Annotated in this window: 12 protein-coding genes; all 12 read left to right on the top strand. The window is 65.4% G+C overall.

Annotated features, from left to right (window positions below):
* Window positions 1-40: 40 nt before the first annotated feature.
* The 12 genes from AB0I68_RS16910 (at window position 41) to AB0I68_RS16855 (ending at window position 18,907) form a co-directional block, all read left to right on the top strand.
* The gene (locus AB0I68_RS16910; protein WP_363178066.1) at window positions 41-2,308 is read left to right on the top strand and encodes a phage tail tip lysozyme; all 2,268 of its coding nucleotides are present in this window, start codon (window positions 41-43) and stop codon (window positions 2,306-2,308) included.
* Window positions 2,309-2,502: 194 nt separating this feature from the next.
* Window positions 2,503-3,486 (top strand): hypothetical protein, encoded by a 984-nt coding sequence (locus AB0I68_RS16905; protein ID WP_363178065.1) that lies wholly within the window; start codon window positions 2,503-2,505, stop codon window positions 3,484-3,486.
* Window positions 3,483-4,184: a hypothetical protein gene (locus tag AB0I68_RS16900; RefSeq protein WP_363178064.1), complete on the top strand. Its 702-nt coding sequence runs from the start codon at window positions 3,483-3,485 to the stop codon at window positions 4,182-4,184. Before AB0I68_RS16905 ends, AB0I68_RS16900 begins: the two co-directional genes overlap by 4 nt.
* Window positions 4,185-4,258: 74 nt before the next feature.
* Entirely contained in the window at window positions 4,259-5,047 is a 789-nt protein-coding gene (locus AB0I68_RS16895; RefSeq protein WP_363178063.1) for a hypothetical protein, read from the top strand.
* Window positions 5,044-5,754 (top strand): hypothetical protein, encoded by a 711-nt coding sequence (locus tag AB0I68_RS16890; RefSeq protein ID WP_363178062.1) that lies wholly within the window; start codon window positions 5,044-5,046, stop codon window positions 5,752-5,754. Before AB0I68_RS16895 ends, AB0I68_RS16890 begins: the two co-directional genes overlap by 4 nt.
* A 67-nt stretch (window positions 5,755-5,821) precedes the next feature.
* On the top strand, window positions 5,822-6,337 hold the full coding sequence (locus tag AB0I68_RS16885; protein WP_363178061.1) for a hypothetical protein: 516 nt from the start codon (window positions 5,822-5,824) through the stop codon (window positions 6,335-6,337).
* Window positions 6,337-7,386, top strand: a complete 1,050-nt coding sequence (locus AB0I68_RS16880) for a hypothetical protein (RefSeq protein ID WP_363178060.1) — start codon at window positions 6,337-6,339, stop codon at window positions 7,384-7,386. The genes AB0I68_RS16885 and AB0I68_RS16880 overlap by 1 nt, the downstream gene beginning before the upstream one ends.
* A 95-nt stretch (window positions 7,387-7,481) precedes the next feature.
* Window positions 7,482-9,761, top strand: coding sequence for a relaxase MobL (gene mobL, locus AB0I68_RS16875; protein ID WP_363178059.1), 2,280 nt, complete (start codon window positions 7,482-7,484; stop codon window positions 9,759-9,761).
* Between the two features lie 86 nt (window positions 9,762-9,847).
* A complete protein-coding gene (locus AB0I68_RS16870) occupies window positions 9,848-10,396 on the top strand; it encodes a hypothetical protein (protein ID WP_363178058.1) in 549 nt (182 codons plus the stop codon).
* Window positions 10,397-10,750: 354 nt separating this feature from the next.
* Complete coding sequence (locus tag AB0I68_RS16865) at window positions 10,751-12,517, top strand: AAA family ATPase (protein ID WP_363178057.1); 1,767 nt, start codon at window positions 10,751-10,753, stop codon at window positions 12,515-12,517.
* A 90-nt stretch (window positions 12,518-12,607) separates the two neighbouring features.
* The gene (locus AB0I68_RS16860) at window positions 12,608-14,716 is read left to right on the top strand and encodes a hypothetical protein (RefSeq protein WP_363178056.1); all 2,109 of its coding nucleotides are present in this window, start codon (window positions 12,608-12,610) and stop codon (window positions 14,714-14,716) included.
* Between the two features lie 141 nt (window positions 14,717-14,857).
* A complete protein-coding gene (locus tag AB0I68_RS16855; protein WP_363178055.1) occupies window positions 14,858-18,907 on the top strand; it encodes a type IV secretory system conjugative DNA transfer family protein in 4,050 nt (1,349 codons plus the stop codon).
* Window positions 18,908-19,034 lie beyond the last annotated feature (127 nt).

The following is a 19,034-nucleotide window of genomic DNA, read 5'->3' as shown; positions in this document are numbered from 1 at the left end:
GAGCCTCGGTTCGGCGGCGCCCCTGCACCGGCACAGCAGGATGAAGGCGGCGCCGCCCACCCGTAAGGAGGGCATCGAGAAGCCTCCTGAGGGCAAGGCCACCGTGCTCAAGCAGTTCCCGGGGCGGGAAGCTGATTCTTCCGGTCCTTCTGGCCCATCTGGCACGGCGAACACTGCGCCGAAGATGTCGGAGGCTGGGTCGAAGATACCGGACAGTCCGGACACCGCAGGCAAGACAGCCGGGGCCGCGAATACCGGCGCCCCGAACGCCGGAACCGCGAAAGCCGGCGCCCCGAATGCCGGAATCGCGAATGCCGGGGCCGCAAATTCCGGGGCCGCAAATTCCGGGGCCGCGAATGCCGGGGCCGCGAATGCCGGGGCCGCGAATGCCGGGGCCGCGAATGCCGGGGCGACGATCAAGCAGGGTATGAACGGCGTCGCCGGGAACATGGCCGGACACGCGACCCAGAAGGCGATCGAAGGAGACGGCAGCAGCGCGACCCGTCGTAACGTCGGGCGCTACACGGGAGCCGCTGTCTCCGGTGCCGTGGCCGGCGCACAGGCCGGCGGGCTTCCGGGAGCCGCCGTTGGCGCAGCGAAGAACCTCGCTGTCGAGGGTGCCCAGGACACGGTCAAAGGCGTGTCCAAGGCCACCGGCGGCAGCCCGGACGCCAAGCCGGCCGACCAGCGCGAGCTGGGTGTCGGCGGCACGGGCTACGACCGCAGTGCGACGAAGGACGACGAGGGCCTGGGCTCGAAGGCGGCCAAGGGCGTCGCCGTCGGCGGTGGTGCGTCTGCTGCTCCGCCGGCCATGGGCGTGGTCATGGCCATGGCCTTACTGAACTGGCTCAAGTCCATGTTCTTCGCAGCCATGGCGATGGCCGTCAACGCCGGGAAGCTGCTGTGGATGCTCATTGTCAACATCCTCAAGGCGGTTGGCCATGCGATCGCTGCGCCGTTCATGGCGATCGGCAGCTTCATAGCCAAGGGGGCCGGCGCGGTCCTGGGCTTCACCGTCACTGCGACGATGGCCCCTGTAGCGGCAGCACTGTCGGGTGCCGTCGCGATGACTGCCACCGTGGCCCTGCTGGGCACGGTCCTGACCGGTGTACTCAACTCGACGGCGTTGACCGAGGGCAGCATCAACGCGAACAGGGCGGCGTGCGCCGTCAACGCAGGTGGCTTCGGCGACGGTTCTGGTGCCACCGTCCCGGCGAACGTGGAGAAGAACGCCAAGGAGATCTACTCGGTACTCAGCAGCTGGGGAATGCCGAAGGAGAACATCGCGGGCATCCTCGGCAACTGGTCACAGGAGTCCGGGATCGACCCGACGAGCGTGCAGAACTTCCCGACGGGGACGTATTCCATGACCGCCGTGAAGGCCAGCGCCGCAGAGAACACGGACAACGGCATCGGTCTCGGGCAGTGGACGTTCGGCCGCAACACGTTGCTGCGCCAGTACGCGAAGAGCAAGGGCGTCGACTGGTACACGATCAAGGCCCAGTTGGCCTTCATGATCGGTGGTGACAACCCGGGCGATGTCACGGTCTTCAAGGGCATGCTCAAGAAGTCACAGGGCTCGCCGCGTGCGGCGGCGGTGCACTTCCACGAGAACTGGGAGCGCTCGGCCGACGGCGCGGCCGGCGTCGCCGCACGCGGCGACAAGGCCGAGATGTGGTTCGGCAAGATGAGCGGCTGGTCGGTCGACAGCTCGATCGTGGGCGGCGTCGAGGACATCATCGGCGGGATCATCGAGAACATATCGAACGGGATCGACACGATCCTGGGCAACTGCACCTCCAAGAACGGCAGTTCCGTCTCGCTGAAGGACGGCGGGATGACGCAGGAGGAGGCCCAGGCCCTCGTCGACCTCTTCAACAAGGAGGGCGACAAGTTCCTCGACGACCGATACGGTCCGGGCGGCGGCCCTGGTTCCTGCGGCGACAACCACGCGATGAACTGCGTGAGCTTCTCAACCTACTTCGTGAACAAGTACACGACGTTCCAGGCCTACCCGGTCGGTGATGGCAAGGAGACTGCCTACACGATCGCGAGGGAGACCGGCAAGGCGATGCAGTCGACCCCTGCCCCCTACTCGGTCGGGTCCGGGCCGGGATCCACTTCCGTCGGCCACACGCTCGTGGTGCTCGGCGTCCAGGGGGACAAGGTCATCGTCGGTGAGGCCGGCTGGTGCGCCTACATGGGCCGGGTCCGCGTCGACAGCGCGGCGCGGATGGCTGCCGCGGGCTGGAAGTTCGTGGACATGTCGGATGCGATGCTCACCTCCGACAAGATCAAAACGGCCTGATGCGCAGCATCTGACCTGGGAGGAAGAAGCCGGTGCTCGGCGATCCGGGCACCGGCTTCTTCGTGTCCGAGTCAGGTCCGCGCGCCAGTTCCACCTTCGACGCTCTTGTTGAATGGATTCAAAACTCGGCCATGAATGGCTTTTGATATAGGCTTGAGTCGTTTATGAGGACAATGCGGAGTGAGGAGCGTTCCGTGACGACAACCCCTGACGAGTCCGAGAGCACCGGATCGGAACAGGAGAGCGAGTCGACGTCCGAGGAGAAGCCCGCGGCATCGAAGGCGCACACGAAGGTCACCGGAGCCGAGCTCGAAGAGCGCTTCGCGGGCTGGATGACGCGCCGGCGCGAGAAGGGCCAGGCCCGCGCCCCAGCGGACACCGCGCGCCTGCTCCGCCGCGGCGTCACCGCGGTGATGTGTGCCGGGATCCTCGCCCTGGTCATCGCCGCGGGCGTGACTGGCGAGAGCTTCAAGACGACCACAGCGGACAACGAGGCCCGGATCTTCCAGCTCAAGGAACAGTTGGACGATGCCCAGTCCACGCCCGTGAAGGCGGACGCCGGCGCGCAGTTGTCACAGCTCGCCGAGGCGGCAGCCGCCGACGCGAACAAGGTCGCGGCGGGTGAGCAGACCTTCGCCACGTTGTACCACCAGGCCAGTGTCCAGCCCAGCCCCAACAACGGGGCTCCGAACCAGGCCACGTTGGAAATCGTCGAGCACCGACGGGACCTGGCGCGACTGTTCCGCAAGGACTCCTTCCTCGTCAGTGACAAGGAGGCGTACAGCACCTCGTCGCTGACGCCGTTCGATGCGACCACCGAGATCGATCCGCGCCACGCCTGGTACATCCGCTACGACGGCGAGAAAGCAGCTGCCCCGAGCACGTACGCATGGAAGGTCGAGACGGTGATGCCCGATCTGAGCGTGAAGGGCGGCTCGGGCGCGACGAACCAGGCAAGGGTCGTCTGGCTGTGCCGGGATACGACGAGCGGCGAGGTGCTCGCCTGGGCGAGCGCGCGTTACGTGCGCAATGGCACGGCGGGGGCCTTCGACCACTTGGCCCTCGTGGTAACCGCCGCTGGGGCTCGGTACGAGAACCCGGCGGTCAAGATGCCGGCCGGGTCCGGAGTACCCGCACTCAGCGGCACGGGCACACAGGAGGAGGGCGGGAAGCGATGACGGAGCAGACGACAGCACCCGCGCGGCGGGGATTCTTCCGGCGCAACCTCTCGGCCCTGGGGACGGCAGCGGTCCTCGCGGTCGTCGCGACGGTTGGCGGAGTGACCTGGAGCAGCCGGCACGCGGCCCTGGTTGAGCAGGAAGCCCAGATCAACGATATCGAGGGACAGCTGGCGGCAGTCCGGAAGAGTCGCGCCGAGCAGGTGAACGCGGACGTCATGGCGGCCCTGGGTGTCAGCCAGAGTCGGCTGAGCACCGACGGTGAGCGCATCAGGTCGCTGCTCTCGATGGTCTTCACGTGGGACTCGGGGCAGAGCTACGAGGCTGCGCGCGAGCGGCTGAAGAGGCGGTTCGACCTCACCGAGAACGAGACGTTCCTGAAGTCGTTCATGCCCCCGTCGAGGTTCAACGAGGATTCCCAAGGGCGGCGTTACTACTACATCGACACGGTTGGCCTGAACTCGGCCCTCGGCGCGGATCCGGACATAGAGGTCATCGACGCCAAGGCGGGCGTCTACACCTACGCCGTCCTTGCCGACGTCGAGGTCACCTCCGACGCGACGTCCCAGAACAAGGCGAGCAAAGCCAGTGTCACGGCGTACCGGCGCGCGCTGCTCTTCGTCACGGTCGACGCCCAGGGCAAGGTCTCGAACCTCTCCGGCGTACCGGCGAGCGGCGAGACTCGCCATTCGAAATGACTCACGCCCCCTTTCGACTCGCCTCACTGATAGAGTTAGACTGATATTCGAGTGGAACGGCGAGTTGAGGAGTAATGGCATCGACACAGACTGACGAGTCGAGCGGGTCCGCGGTACGCAAGACGCGCTTCGTCGCGACGTCCGGCTCCTCGCAGGAGGGCGCGGACACTCCTGAGCGCATGGAGCCCGCGGGCAGGCTGCGCAAGCCCACCCTTGCGGCCGGCCTGAGCATGGGTGTCGGCGCACTGCTGTGCTTCGTACTCTCCGCAGGAATCTCCGACGGCCAGAGCGCGGTGCGCGGTACGGCTGCACCGGAGGTGTCCTCTCTGCAGGAGCAGATCAGGATCACCGAGGCGAAGACTGCGGCGCTACCGAAGGCCGACGACGCCGAGCGTGGTCTGACCGCGGCCCTGACGGCGGCTGGTCAGGTCGCGAAGCTGCAGAACGACTACCGCTACCTGACGCCCAACCTGGCGGCGAACGGCGGCAAGCTCGACCCGGCGACGTCTCAGTCGACGCTACGCAATCTCATCCCCTACTTCGCCCCCTCTGTACACCAGGGGGACCTGGGCCCGTGGTATCTGCTCGCCGGCGACAAGGACGTACCAGCCGGCGTCGGGATCCCAATGAGCTTCGACTCCGGCTTCGAGTGGGCCGGCCAGGTGCCTTACCTGGTCAACGACGACGGCACCATCGCGGTGACCTGGCTGGCGATGGAGACCCGGACCGGTGCGGGCGAGAAGCCGGCGGTGCTGGCCTGGGCCCGCGCCGACTACGACCTGGTCCGCAACGCGTTCGTGAACATCCAGACCGGTACGACGGCCACGGGCGAGGCTCTGGAGCAGAAGGTGAAGGCACCATGAAGGAGGAGATCAAGGACAAGTTGCGCCTGCACGCCGGGAGGATCCTGCTCGGCGGCACCGGGGCGCTGCTCGCGCTCTCGGTGGTCACCCTCGGAGCCGGCCTGCTCAGCGACGGTTCGGCTGCGTCGGACATCCCGGACAACGCGGTTGTTCAGAAGCTCGAAGGTAACCTCAGCGCCGCCCAGACCGAGCTCGCAGCACAGCACACGGCGCTGCTGGCCCAGCTGCCGGGCGTGGACATCGAGCGGGTGAACCGTGACAAGACGACGGGTCGGTCCCTTCTGCTCGGCCTCACGGACAGCTCGGCGTCGAGCCGGACCGTCAAGGAGCAGCAGGCGCTACTCGACGCGCGCTACGGCTTCCTCGACCACGAGTCCCGGGTACTGACCGAGTTCGTGCCGGAGTGGATGAACGCGACCGGAGCCACGAAGGGCGCTGGGACGACGTACGCGCTTGCCGATCTGGACGTTCATGTGAGTCGGGTGCAGGGCCTGAGCTACTCCTACACGGGGGTGGCCCGTCTCGATCCGGTCCGCGTTGGACCGGATCAGAGCAGCGCTGCCAAGAGCGAGTTCGTGGTCCTCACTTACTCCACCTCTCAGGACGGCACGGCGACGTCGCTGGACGCCTATCGGGCCTCCGGCAAGACCCGCGACGCCCTCGTCGGCGCCGGCAGGAAACAGTCCTCCCCCAAGCCGATCGGGTGAGCGAAGCGCCCACCGTTTCGGCACGCACCCCAGAAGACCTCCCTCTACGAGACGTAAGGACACGAACATGTCGACTCAGGCCCTGGAGAAGACCGAGACGACCGTCCCGACGAGCACGGCCGCGGCGGCGAGGAAGACCACGGCGAAGCCTGAGCAGGAGCACAGGCTGCGCACCGGATGGCGGCGCCTGGCTCCGAAGAATCAGGCCGGTAGGTTCTCTGTCGTGGTGTGGGCGGGGTTCTTCCGGGCCGTCGTCCTTCTCGCCGACTACCTGCTGGCATTCATCACGGCCATGGTCATCCTCCCGCTGCTGGGCGCATGGCTGCACCAGCAGTCGGGCGCATCCCGGGGTGCGCTCGGCGCGGATGGAACCATCGCCATGTGGCTGATGCCGCTCCTCTTCCTGGTCGTACTGCTCGCCGCGGGCGAGATCGTCGTGATGCGCGGCATGTGGCGCTGGGCAACACGGATGATCGCGAAGATCCAGGACGCCCGGGGCGAGGCGACCGGGGCCGACGTCACACCGAAGTCCACGACCAGGACCACCAACCAGAGCCGGACCAACCGCAAGAGGAGCAAGTGATGCGTACCGCAGGACTGACGATGAACGACGTATGGGCCCACCGTGTCCTGCGTGAACGAGGAGTGGAGACGTACCGGCTGGAGGGGGTGGTCGCCGAGCTCGGCGTCATGGTCGAATCGCTCGACCTCAAGCATCGGGGCGAGGAGGAGAACTATCGTCCGTATCTGCACATGAGGGGCGAGCTGCGCTCGGTCACCCCTGCCGAGGCCCTGCCGTTCGGTATCTCCCAGGTGACCTACTCCCCCGGCCAGGGCGAGAAGGTGGACGCCTTCTACGAGTTCGACGACGAGCAGCTGGTGGTGCTGGCCGGCAAGGGATACTTCACGACCGGCTTCACCGTGCCCGAGCAGGTCACCGGGATCGAGTGGGAGCTGCCGGCCACGGCGGACATGCTTGTCCTCGCTCCGTCGGAGGTGCAGACCGAAGGCGATGTGCCCGTGGTCTTCACCCAGGTCCACGGCATCGGGGGCTTGGAGATCGATCTCGAGTCCAGCGGCTATGACCTCGCCGGCTACTTCGCCGACCAATCCAAGAACGGCGTCCCGCGGGCCGAGGCCGTAGTCGATGCACGCGGGCTGAAGTCGCGCTCGGACGCGATCAACCCGCTGTTCACCGAGGACGAGCTGGGCCTGGACACCGAGGTCAAGCAGGTCGTCGGAGCGCCCGTGCCTGAGGCCGCGCCGGTCGCTGACGGCATGAACGCACGCTTGCGGCAGATCGAGGCGGAGATCGCCGCCGAACGGGAGCAGTACAAGACCGAGCGTGCGAGCACCGAGGGCACCACGGAGAACCTCTACCGGGAGCGCGTGGCTACACCACTGCACAGGGCTGAAGAGCAGGAGGTGCCGTCCGCTTCCTCGGTCCCGACCCGTGAGGCGCAGCGCGACCTGAACCTGGATCCCGACCTGGAGGAGGAGGCGGAGGAGGAGGAGACACGCCGACGTGAGGTCAAGCCCGTCCCGAGCCTGGACGAGCGCAAGCTCCAGGTGGCCCAGCGTGCGGCCGATCTGGACTTCGGCGTTGACGACGAGCAGAGCTTGGGCTCCTGAGGACGGATCAGGCATGACGTGCGCGGCCCAGGGAGCCGGCTGACAGCAGCCGGGGCCCGTAGTGCATCGGTGGCGAGACAGGAAGGAGAGCGACGATGGGCCTGAAGCAGGACATCGTGATCGTGAATGAGTTCACCGTGCCGCTGCCCGGCGGCAAGGGATCGCGCGGCGCGACGCCGGGCGACTACGTCACCCGGTACATGGCCCGCGCGCAGGCGACGGAGTCACTGGCTCCGATCCAGCGTCTGCGCACCGACGACTTCATCCTGCGCTACACGGCCCGGGAGTCCGCCGTCGAGCGCGTCGGCATCTCGCGGGGTGCGACGAAGCACGAGATGCGCCAGGCCCAAGGCAACGGCGGCGTAGCCTTCGGCTACGGCTCGGTCTCACTCTCGGACGAACAGCTCAAGGCGGCCGGCAAGGACATCCAGCACTACTTCGACGCTGGGCACACCGTGTTGAAGACCGTGCTGTCTTTCGACGAGGAGTACCTGCGGAAGCAAAAGATCATCGACGATGACTTCCGCTGCGAAGCCCGCGGTGACTACCGCGGCCACATCGATCAGATGAAGCTGCGCATGGCGATCATGTACGGCCTGGAGCGGATGGGCTCGGGCACCAGCGGCTTCGACGACCTGCGGTACGTGGGGGTCATCCAGGTCGACACCGAGCACGTGCACTGCCACCTGGCCATGGTCGACGGCGGCCGGGGCCAGGTGACGAAGAACGGCACGCAGCGCGGCAAGCTTCTGGACCGGCACAAGTCCCGGCTCCGCCGCGGCGTCGATACCTGGCTCGACCAGAAGCAGGCGGTGGCTCACCTCTCCAGCGCCGTCGGCTACGAGCGGCGCAACGTCACCACCTTCATCAAGCGGTGGGCGCACGAGCGAATCCGTGCCGAGTCTCTGCCGCAGTTTCTGCTCGCCTGCCTGCCTGGGGACCGAACGCTTTGGCGCGCCGGCTCGAACGACGCTCGCATGCGCAAGGCGAACCAGCTGGTGACCGAGCTCGTGAAGGAGCAGCTCGAACGTGCTGGGTCCCCGATGCCCGAGGCCATGGAGCGCATCGTCGACTACGCCAACGGGCGCCGCGCGAAGGAGTCTCTGAGCACGGAGGAATGGCAGAAGCTGGTCGAGCGGGGACGTACGCAGATCACGGAGCGCGCCGTCAACGGCATCTACCAGATGCTTCGGGCCATGCCGGAGTCGGAACTGCGAGTGCGCACGCCGATGCTCGAAGTCATGGGGATGGACTACCAGCAGATGGCGGCGCTGGCTGCAGATCGTCAGGTGGACCACGAGAACACGGAAGCTGATCTGGTCTCCTTCGGCTTCCGGCTGCGCAGCTACGCCTCACGTCTACGGCATCACCGGGAGAAGGTCGGGGTCTATCGCGATCTCACCCACCAGTGGGAACAGGCCGATAGGGCCGGTGTGGCCGCCGAGGATTCGCGCCCGCTCTACGACTTCTATCGCTTCGAGGAGGGCTACCACTGGAGGCTGATGAGCAAGTACCGGCACTTCCTACCCTTCGTCGGGGATGCGGGCGCATGGCACGAGCAGCAGCAGGACGTGGCGGCTTACGGCCGGCGGCTGCTCTCGCTCATGGCCCTGCGCGCGGATGCCTCTGTGCAGCGGATGAAAGACTCCGAGGAGGCCGAGAATCTGGGCCGGACGATCTACGATCAGCCCGGCGGCAGGCTCCTGACCGAGGGCGAGCGCGGCCGGGCGGTGCTGGACGCGCGCATTCGGACGATGAAGCAGTCCTATGACCAGAAGTTGGACGGCCTCCGGGCCGATCTCGCTTCCTCCGGCCTGGTGCTGCGCGTGGGGTCGAGCGCCGAGGGTCGGGCGAGTACGGAGACGGACGCGGTCAGCACGGACTTCAAGGTCGTCGTCGGTACGACCTATGACTTCGACGAGGTCAAGGGCTTGGATCTACATCACCTGGGCTACGACTTCGTCACCGACGTCCGAATGGGGCCGCGCGCACACCAGGCCTTCGTCGAGACGGCCAGGGATCGCCGACGGCTGCTGCTGGCCGCGATGGACTACCTGGACCAGTCCGGTCAGGCAGAGGCGATTCCCGATCTGCCGGTGAACGATGTCGCGGCGATGACACGGGTCTCCCGGGAGCTGACGTCCCAGCAGACGGGCCAGGGATCCGGCTCGCTCATGTTGCGTTCCCGAATCGCGGAGCTGCGCGCCGGGCGCGGGCAGGCCGAGCGGATGCGGCGGTCCAAGGCTTCCTCGCTGGACGCCGGCCTGGTCGTGCGGGTCCAGGCCCGAGTCGATCGGGCTGTGACCACAGCAGACGCCGAGATGGCATTCGACTCGCATCAGCCGTCCATCTCAACCGCTTTTGAGCGTGACTAGACAGGCTGGTTACGTCTTGTTCGGGCGATGTGACTGATCGCGGCCGCCTGTCAGATGACAGTCGGAACAAGTGGAGGGAAGAGATCATGGCACTTCTCAAAGGCCCGGGCGCGATGACCGGAGTCAACCTCATCGCGATAGCCTACAAGAAGGGCTTCACCAGCAATGGCAAGTCCCAGTACGCCGACATCCAGCTTGACGCTCGAGATCTGCGCGGCCCGAAGCAAACGAACCTGCATCTGAAGTCCGATCGGGTTCAGGGCGAGGACGGCAAGGTCCGCTACAACAACGGCGCCCCGTACTCCACCGGTCAGATAGAGGAGATCGCCAGGGCCGCGGGGCCGAACACCGAGCCGATCCTGGACAAGGACGGCAACGAGATCGGCACCATCTACGGCTTCAAGGGCAATGTGATGCCCGCGACGCGCGGCACCGGCCTGGTGGTCAACACCAAGTCCGTCGAGGCCTCCGAGTTCAAGGTCGACAGCAAAACGCTGGACAACCAATTGGCCTCCATGCGCGCAGCCCGCAAGGCCCGGGCCGCGGCCAAGGAGTCACAGGCCCAGGCTTCGGCTCCCGAGACCGAGCGGGAGCAGGCAGCCGAGGTCGAGGTCGACCAGCCGACGGTCGACTGAGACCAAGGTCGAGGCCGAGTCAAGCCCTCGAAAGGCCCCTGGAATGACATCCAGGGGCCTTTCGGCTACACGGGGGCGCCTGCCCGCCGGTCAGCTCGCACCACCGAAACCGTCAGCGCGCGAGCGCACGCATCCGGACGCACAAGTCGATCGCCTGACTCCTGGAGTGCACGACCCACGACTACGAGACGTCGAGCACTGATCGCGCGGCCGCCTCCGATCCAAGACCCATCTCCGAATGCTCTCACAGACCCTTCCAGCCCTCCATTGAGCGCCCTATTGGGTGCGACTCATGATAGGTTTCGACTGGTTTTACAGTCGAATCGTCAGCCCTGTCGAGAGGTCTTGTGTGGCATGTTTCAAGAGGTGCAGCTCAACGAGCGCTACCGGCTCCTGTCCAAACTCTCGGAGCCGCTGAAGAAGGCCGAGCGCGACATCGTCGGCCGCGAGCACGAGACGACACAGCTGCTGGCCTCGCTGAGCCGCCCCGAGCTGTGCAACGCGCTCCTGTTGGCCGAGGCCGGCACAGGCAAGACGGCCCTGGTCCAGGCCACGATGCTGGTGGACAAGGAACGCCTCTACCTGGAAGTGGACCCAGCGCGCATGATCTCCGAGGCGGGCACCGCCGAGAACATGGCCGCGATTCTCAAGGGCTTCTTCGACGAGGCCGAGGACTTCGTCAGAAACGAGCAGCACGAACTGGTCCTCTTCATCGACGAGTTCCACCAGATCGCTCAGCTCTCCGACGCCGCCGTCGAGGCGATCAAGCCGGTCCTCGCCGCATCGGGAACCCGCGGCATAAGGATCATCGCGGCGACAACCTACGAGGAGTTCCACAAGCACATCTCGCCGAACCAGCCGCTCGTCGAGCGACTGCAACGCATCAACCTGAACCCGCCCGACCAGTCGACGACCATCAAGATTCTGCAGGGCATGGCCGAACGATACGGGGTGGCTGACGAGTTCTACGACGACCACATCTTCCGGCAGATCTACGAGTACACCCAGCGCTACATGCCGGCCAGCGCTCAACCGCGCAAGTCGATCCTCGTGCTCGACTCCATGGTCGGCTGGTCTCGCCTGACGCACCGGCCGATGGACCGGGACCTGCTCTCGGACGTGCTCATGGAGACCCTGAACGTCAACGTGGCCTTCAAGGTCGACGGCGCGAAGATCAAGAAGCAGCTGGACGAGAAGGTGTTCAGCCAGGAATGGGCGACCAGCGCGGTGGCACGTCGCCTACAGCTGGCGGTGGCGGACCTCAACGACAAGGGAAAGCCAATGGCGAGCCTGCTGTTCACGGGCTCCACTGGTGTCGGCAAAACCGAACTCACCAAGCAGCTGGCGAAGCTGCTGTTCGGCGATGACCAGCGGCACCTGATTCGTTTCGACATGACGGAGTACGCCGAGGACTCGTCATTCGCGGCCTTCCGCTCCGAACTCACCAAGCGGGTGTGGGACCTCTCCCACGCCGTGTTGCTTTTCGACGAGGTCGAGAAGGCCTCGGCGATGGTCACGCGCGTGCTGCTACAGGTGCTCGACGACGGCCGGCTCAACGACGACAACAACCGCGAAGTGAGCTTCCTCAACACGTACATCGTTCTGACGACGAACGCCGGCACGGAGATCTACAAGAGCATCTCGCAGTACGCCGCCGACGACACCGGCTCGGGCAAACAGCTCATGGAGTACGAGAAGCTGATCCGCCGCTCCATCTCCTCGACGACGGGCGACAACCGGTTCCCGCCCGAGCTGCTGGGCCGCATCGACGCGATCGTACCCTTCCAGCCGCTGTCGCTGCCGACGCAGCAGAAGATCGTGCGGAAGAAGCTGCGGCAGATGGTGCAGGAGGTGTTCATCAAGCACAACGTGCGGGTCGACGTCGATGCGAGGGTGCTGCAGTACCTCATCGAGGACAAGGGTGACACCGACTCCGATGCCGGCGGCGCGCGTGCGGCCGTGGCGAGGCTGACCGACGAGGTCACCACCGCGGTGGCGACCTTCCTCAACGAGCACCCCTCGGAGCGACGGATCCGCATCGACGTCGTCGGCGACTTGGTCAGCGACGACAAGAACCTGCTGAGTTCCAATGCCTACATCGAGGTCAGTGCGGTGCGATGAGTCGGTCAAGGCCGGCGGGATCTAGTCGACTAACGAGTCGATAGCCCTTCGACATCCTATAGTTGCTTACTCCGACAAGCCGACGATAGGATGCTCGTAAACCAGGCGGACTGTGTTCTTTTGGCGAGGGGATCGGCATCAATGGGCATTCTGGGAGCGGCGGCGGTCCGCCAGAAGAAGGAACGGAAGAAGAAGCCCAACGAGCTTCTGGCCTCCGTGGTGAGAGAGACGGCGATCCCGGCAGCGGTCGAGTTGCTGCGGTCGAACACTCCGTTCGTCTTTCCCAGCGGCACGGCCTGGGTGATGCTCGTGCTTGCTGCCGAGGAGATCGGCGGCTTGAGTACGCGGCACGGCCGGGACGAGGCGAAGGGCTCGATCATCGAGCTCATCGGCTCCGACCAGATCCGCACGGTCGCCACGGCGGAGATGCTCGAAGAGGAGGTCTTCGGCATCATCCCCACCGACGAGACTCTCGCGCGCATGGAGGAGTACTCGCTGCTCACCGGTGCCACCTACGCCTGGGCCGTCGTGTGGCAGAAGCCCGGCGGCGATCTGCTCGTCGATTTGGTGAACGATGCGACCTTCGCAGAGGCGCGCTTTGTCGCTGCAGGCACCACGAGCCTCGAAGAAGCCGTGGGTAAGAAGGCGTGGGAAGAGCACAGCGGCCTGGTCGCCGAGGCTGGGACGGCCGGCCCCGCCCCGGCGGTCCTCTGGGAGGACGAGGGGGATGCGATCTTCGATGAAATCCCCGGTGACGAGGGGGCTGACGAGGGCCTGGACGACGAGCCGCGTTTCAGCGACGTCGTCGACGACGATGAAGGGGTGGACACACCCGTGTTCGACGGGGACGACGTGGGCACCGCTTCGGTCGAGTCAGAGCCGGACTACGACCGCGACGAGGTGACCGACTACGAGGGCTTCGACGAGACCGACGCCGGCACCGGCATCGAAGGCGACCACCAGGAGGCCGGCGACGCTGTGCTGCCGGCGGATCAGGCCCAGGTACGCGACGTCATCGCCCGCCGGTTCCTCTCCGAGGAGCTGGACTTGGACGTCCGGCTTGATGAGTTCGACGCGACCTTCACCATTGGCGCACCGGTCGTGCAGATCGCCGTGCCCGAGGGAGCGACCGAGTGGCTCGGGGACCAGGTCGCCCAGCTCAACCGGCAGGCCAACGCAGACTTGATGCAGCTCCGTTCCGCGCACGAGGTTGAGCTGCGTGCGCTCTACGTCAACCTCATGTCGGCGCACACCGAGCAGGTCATCCGCACGGTGGCCACCGACCGCGAGGGCTCCCGGTACAAGCTGTTGAAGGACGCGGCTGAGGCTGAGCACCAGCAGCGGCAGACAGAGAGGGAGGAAAAGATCCGAGCCCGCCGGGCGGAGATCGCCAAGGACTATGAGGCGCAGGCCACCAAGGTGGCCCAGCAGGCGGCGCTCTCGGCGGAGCTGCAGTACAAGGAGCGCAACCGCTCGCGGATGGAGCGCGAGCAGATTGACTCCGTCGCCGAGATCGAGCGGGACATCGAGGACACCCACACGCACAACCAGCAGGAAATCCTGCGGGTCCGGCGGTCGGACGCAACGCTGAAGATGCAGACCGGGCAGACGCGGATATTCGAGGTGCTGGCCGAGCGGCAGTCGGAGTACCTGGCGGCCGAGGGAGAGCGCCTGAGCCAGTGGAAGTCCGAGATCCAGCGAATCGTCGACGACAACCGCAAGGCCGACATCGCCCAGTACGAGGCGCTGGCCGAGCACCAGCGGACCACGGACGAGATCGGCATCCTGCGCCGGGAACAGCAGGACCTCCTGGAATCGGTCCGCTCTGAGCACGCCGACCGAATCCGCCGAATGGAGGACGAGCTCGAACGCAACCGCAAGGACGCCATCACGCAGATGACGACTCGGGACGCCGAGTGGCAGCACAACCTCAACCTGGAGAAGGAGAAGACCAACTCCCAGGTGACGCGGGTCACCGACCTGCTCAATCAGCTGTCGACGGTCGAGGATTCAGTGGCCAGGCGGTACGAAGCACGCCTGACGGAGATGCAGGCCGACAAGGAGTCCTACGCCAACGAGCTGGCGCGGGCTTCCGAGATACAGAGCCGCTCGAACAAGATCCTCGTCGTCATGATCGTCACGCTCTCGCTCCTGATGGGTGTGGCCGGCTTCATCGTCGGGGTGGTCTTGATCCGTTGAGCGATCCGGTCATGACCGACGGGGTGGTCTGACGGCGCATGGGGCGCGTTCCCCATGCGCCGTCGTCGTCTGCGCAGCCGGGCGCACTGGACAGCGGGACAGCGGGACAGCGAAATGAGCGAGGCTCGAGAGTAGGGAAGCATGATGGCCACGAACAAGCGGAAGGCGGCACGGCCGAAGGCCAGCAGCTGGGAGAAGATCTCGGCGCGGACGCCCGGCGAGACGCTGACGAACCGAGACGTCTACGACAACCAGCAGTTGGACCGCAGCAAGTTCCTGACCCTCAGGTCGACCAGACCGGGCATCGTCGTCGCGGTGATTACCGGAGTGCTGGTGACGGTCGTTGCCTGGGTCTTCTACTCGCTCATCGCCACGGCGGTGCTCTCGGTGGGCGTGTCCCTGGGCTCGGGAGTGTCCGGCAGCGGCAGCAGCAAGCCGAGTGCGTACTACGTTCAGGACACCACGACGGGTGCGGGTGGCTCGGTCGTGAAGTGTTACCGGCCCCTGACCAAGGACGGCAACCCGGACGTGAAGGCGAAGTGTCACCCCAGCGCTGAGGCTGTTCCGGTCCCCATCTGGTACACCGCGGCGAAGGACGACAAGCTCAGCGCCGGCAGGCCGGCTGAGCCCAAAAAGAGCGCGACGACGGTCGGAGAGCAGCTGGCCGACGTCTCGGGGTTCAAGCTTTTCATCACGCTCGGCTCGGGTCTGATGGTCGCCCTCATCATCGGCACGTGGTTCTCGCGGAGGGTCGCCGCGGCGAACCTGATGAACACCACGAGCGACATCAACCAGTACCAGAACGACCAGCACATCGCTCTGCCGGAAGAGATCCAGCAGAACTACGACTGGTTCCCTGACGCCGGTGCTCACTCGAGCGTGCAGGTCAGCTCGATGCTCAGCCACATGATGCTCAGGCAGAAGGGTCTGGGCACCGTCGAGGTCGCCCAGCGCGCCAAGAAGGACGTCATCGACGAGGAGGGGAACCTCGCCTATTACGCCGGCGAGGTCATGGACGACGACGAAGGCAGTCCGCTGACGCAGACCCTGCCGATCATCGACGAAGGCTTCGGCGACGAGCTGTTCGAGGCTTCCGGCCTCCCTGATGACAAGACCCTGCGGCTGAAGTACGACACAACGCGCATCCCGTACAACCCTGACGGCAAGAACCGGGACAAACTCGGCTTCGGATCGGACACCTACAAGACCGTCGCTGCCCTGATCAAGGAGGACTGGACGTTCCCGGCGTACGAGGTCCAGCGCCCTGCCGGGGCGTACGTGGTCGATACCGCGCCGGTGAACACCATGGTGTTGGCCATTACCCGAGCCGGTAAGGGCCAGACGTACATCGAGCCGGTCATCGACATGTGGTCGCGAGAGAAGAAGCCCTCGAACATGGTCATCAACGACCCCAAGGGCGAGCTGCTGGTGAAGAACTACGTTCCCCTGGTCACACGTGGGTTCGAACCGGTGCAGTTCAATCTGATCAACTCCATGAAGACCGACATCTACAACCCCCTGGGGCTGGCGGCCGACGCAGCGCGTGAAGGCAACTTCACCAAGTGCGCACTGTATGTGGAGAACATCGCCGGGATCTTCTTTCCGCTCGACGCGGGCGAGGACCCAGTCTGGCCCAATGCCGCCAACAACGCCTTCAAGCGCGCGGCCTACGGACTCATCGACTTCTACCTGGAGGAGGAACGGGAGCTGCGCAGCGCCGCAGCCGTGCTGAATATGGACCCGGCGCTGCTCGAGCAGAAGCTCGATGACCTCTGGGGCAAGGTCACGCTCTACAACTGCTACCAGCTCTTCGTGCAGATGAGCTCGAAGAAGATCAAGAACCCTGAGGCCGAACTGGAGAAGCGGGTCAAGGCCGGCGAGTTCGACAACAACGCGGACGCCCTGGCCGAGGAGCAGGAGAGGGCTGCGGCCCAGGCCTTCATGTGGGAAGGCAAGGCCGATCAGGACATGCTCAGCCTGTACTTCAACGCGAGCGAAGCGCTGCCCCGCAACAACATGCGCACGATGGTGGGCAACGCCCACAACGCGCTGCGCTCGATGGCCGGCGCAGAGAAGATGCTCGCCTCGGTGTACGGCATCGCGATCACCGCCATGTCGTTCTTCACCGACCCCACGATCTCGACGCTGACCTCGGGCAAGCCGTCGCAGAACACCGACCTGGCCGGCCTGAGCTTCCCGCGTCGCCTCGGCGTGCGCTTCGCGCCGAACTACGTCAAGCGCGACCACCTCGTCGGTCAGCAGGCCGCGTGGTCGGCCTACGCGGACCCAATGTTCACCAAGAACCTCGGCGAGGACTTCGAGCACGAGGAGATCGTCGGCCGCGAAGGTTGGGCCCGGTACAACTTCAAGGGCAAGTTCCCTGGCGACGAAGCCTGGCTCAAGCTGGAGCTGGTCAACCCACAGACGAAGATGCTGGTGCGCACCTTCTACTTCAGCTTCACGAAGACCCACCAGGTCTCGCTCAGTGGCCGGCACTACGTGGTCGAGCCGGTGACGGGCAAGAAGATCGTGAAGAACGGCGTGATGCGTGAGCTGAAGCCGGTGCGTGAGGGTGGCACTCGGGACGGGAAGATCCTGTCCTTCCAGGCCGGGGACACGCTCTACCCGGACACGCGACTCGACTTCTCCGGCGGCGGCAACCCGGAGAAGGTCTCGTATCAGGCACGGGCGATCACGCAGAAACTGTCTCGCTACTCGGAGTCCCCGAAGGCGCTGTTCCTGGTGACTCCGCCTCACCTGATGAAGTACGCGAAACTGATCCTGATCCTGGTCAAACAGCTGTTCGACGTGAGCGCCGACCAGGCGTACATGACGAAGTCGAACCAGAAGCCGCTCTACCGCACGCGGTTCATGCTCGACGAGCTCGGCAACCTGCAGTCGGAGGGCAAGGGCATCGACGGCTTCGCGACGATGCTCTCCATCGGCCTGGGCCAGGAGCAGCAGTTCACGCTCATCCTGCAGACCCTGCAGCAACTGCGCGACGTCTACGGCGAGAGCGTCGACAAGATCGTGCAGGGCAACACCTCGAACATCGTCTTCTTGAAATCCACGGACGACTCGATGATCGAGACGCTGGAGAAGATGAGCGGCAAGACTCACCGGTCGTACAGGGACAGCAAGCAGATCAGCCAGGATCTCGACAAGGTCATCGGCGGCAAGACCGAGGGCCGGGTCTCCTACACGATGAGCACCAGGGAAGAGCCGCTGATCAGCTACAACGACATGGCCTTCCTCTCGCCGCGCAACTCGATCGTCTTCCGGGCCGGCGATGCGCCGATCTGGAACCGCAACCAGACGATCCTGCCGATGTCGGTCCGGCTACTGGGGAACACGATCAAGCACCCGGGGCACACGTACTCACTGCAGACGATCCCGACGCTGTCCAGTGCCATGGACTTCGACGTGCGGATGAATCAGCCGGACTTCGTGAAGATGCTGGAGAAGCGCATGCGGCAGGCGGTCAAAGCCGCGGACGCGAAGGCGCAGTACAAGGAGATCTACGGCTACCAGGAGGTCGACATCGAGCGCCTGGACCCGGATGTCTACGCCGACGAGGTCATGGAGGTCATCACGACGATGACCACGGCCGACAAGCGCCAGGACCCCAACGCTCCGGTGATCGTCGACCCCGACGAGTACGAGGGGATGAGCATGTTCGACGAGGAGCAGTTCATCGAGAACGTCGAGGTCGGGGTCGCAGTCGCCGAGAGTCAGGCGGTCAGCGTCGAGCGGCAGCGTCTGCTCTACGCGGAGGGGACGATCAGCAAGGAGATGCTGGTCAATCCCGACGGCTCGGCAAAGGTCAAGAGCCTGGACATCGAGATCGGCGAGGCTTACAAGTCCGCGCAGACCGAGTTGGAACTGGATCGCGAGCACTTCTCGGTCGGCGGCGACGGCGAACTGCGCAGCGCCGATGGGTCTCAGACCTACATCAGCCAGATCCGCTCGGACGCATACGCCAATGCCGCCCGCCGGATCAACGGCCACGTGAAGGACGAGGACTCGCGGGTGTTCGCGGAGGAAGACGTCACCGAGGAGGACCTGAAGTCGCTGGCGACGGTGAAGGTCTACTCGGCCTTCTACCAGTACCTGGCCTCGCTGCCGAGCTGGGAGGTGCTGGCCGACGGCCGGTTCGACAGGGCGATGGCCATCGAGATGAACTCGAAGTAGCTGACGGCCGCTCAGGGTCGAGCAAGGATCACAACCAGCGCCGAGGTCATCTCTCACCCAAGAGAGACAGCCTCGGCACTGACCTTTCAAATAGCATCCAACTCTCTTTCGATAGGCGATGTAGGCT

The organism is Streptomyces sp. NPDC050448 (assembly GCF_040655295.1).
Classification (GTDB): domain Bacteria; phylum Actinomycetota; class Actinomycetes; order Streptomycetales; family Streptomycetaceae; genus Streptomyces.
Note: the sequence above shows the minus strand (reverse complement) of the source record. Positions and strands in the feature narration are given on the sequence as shown.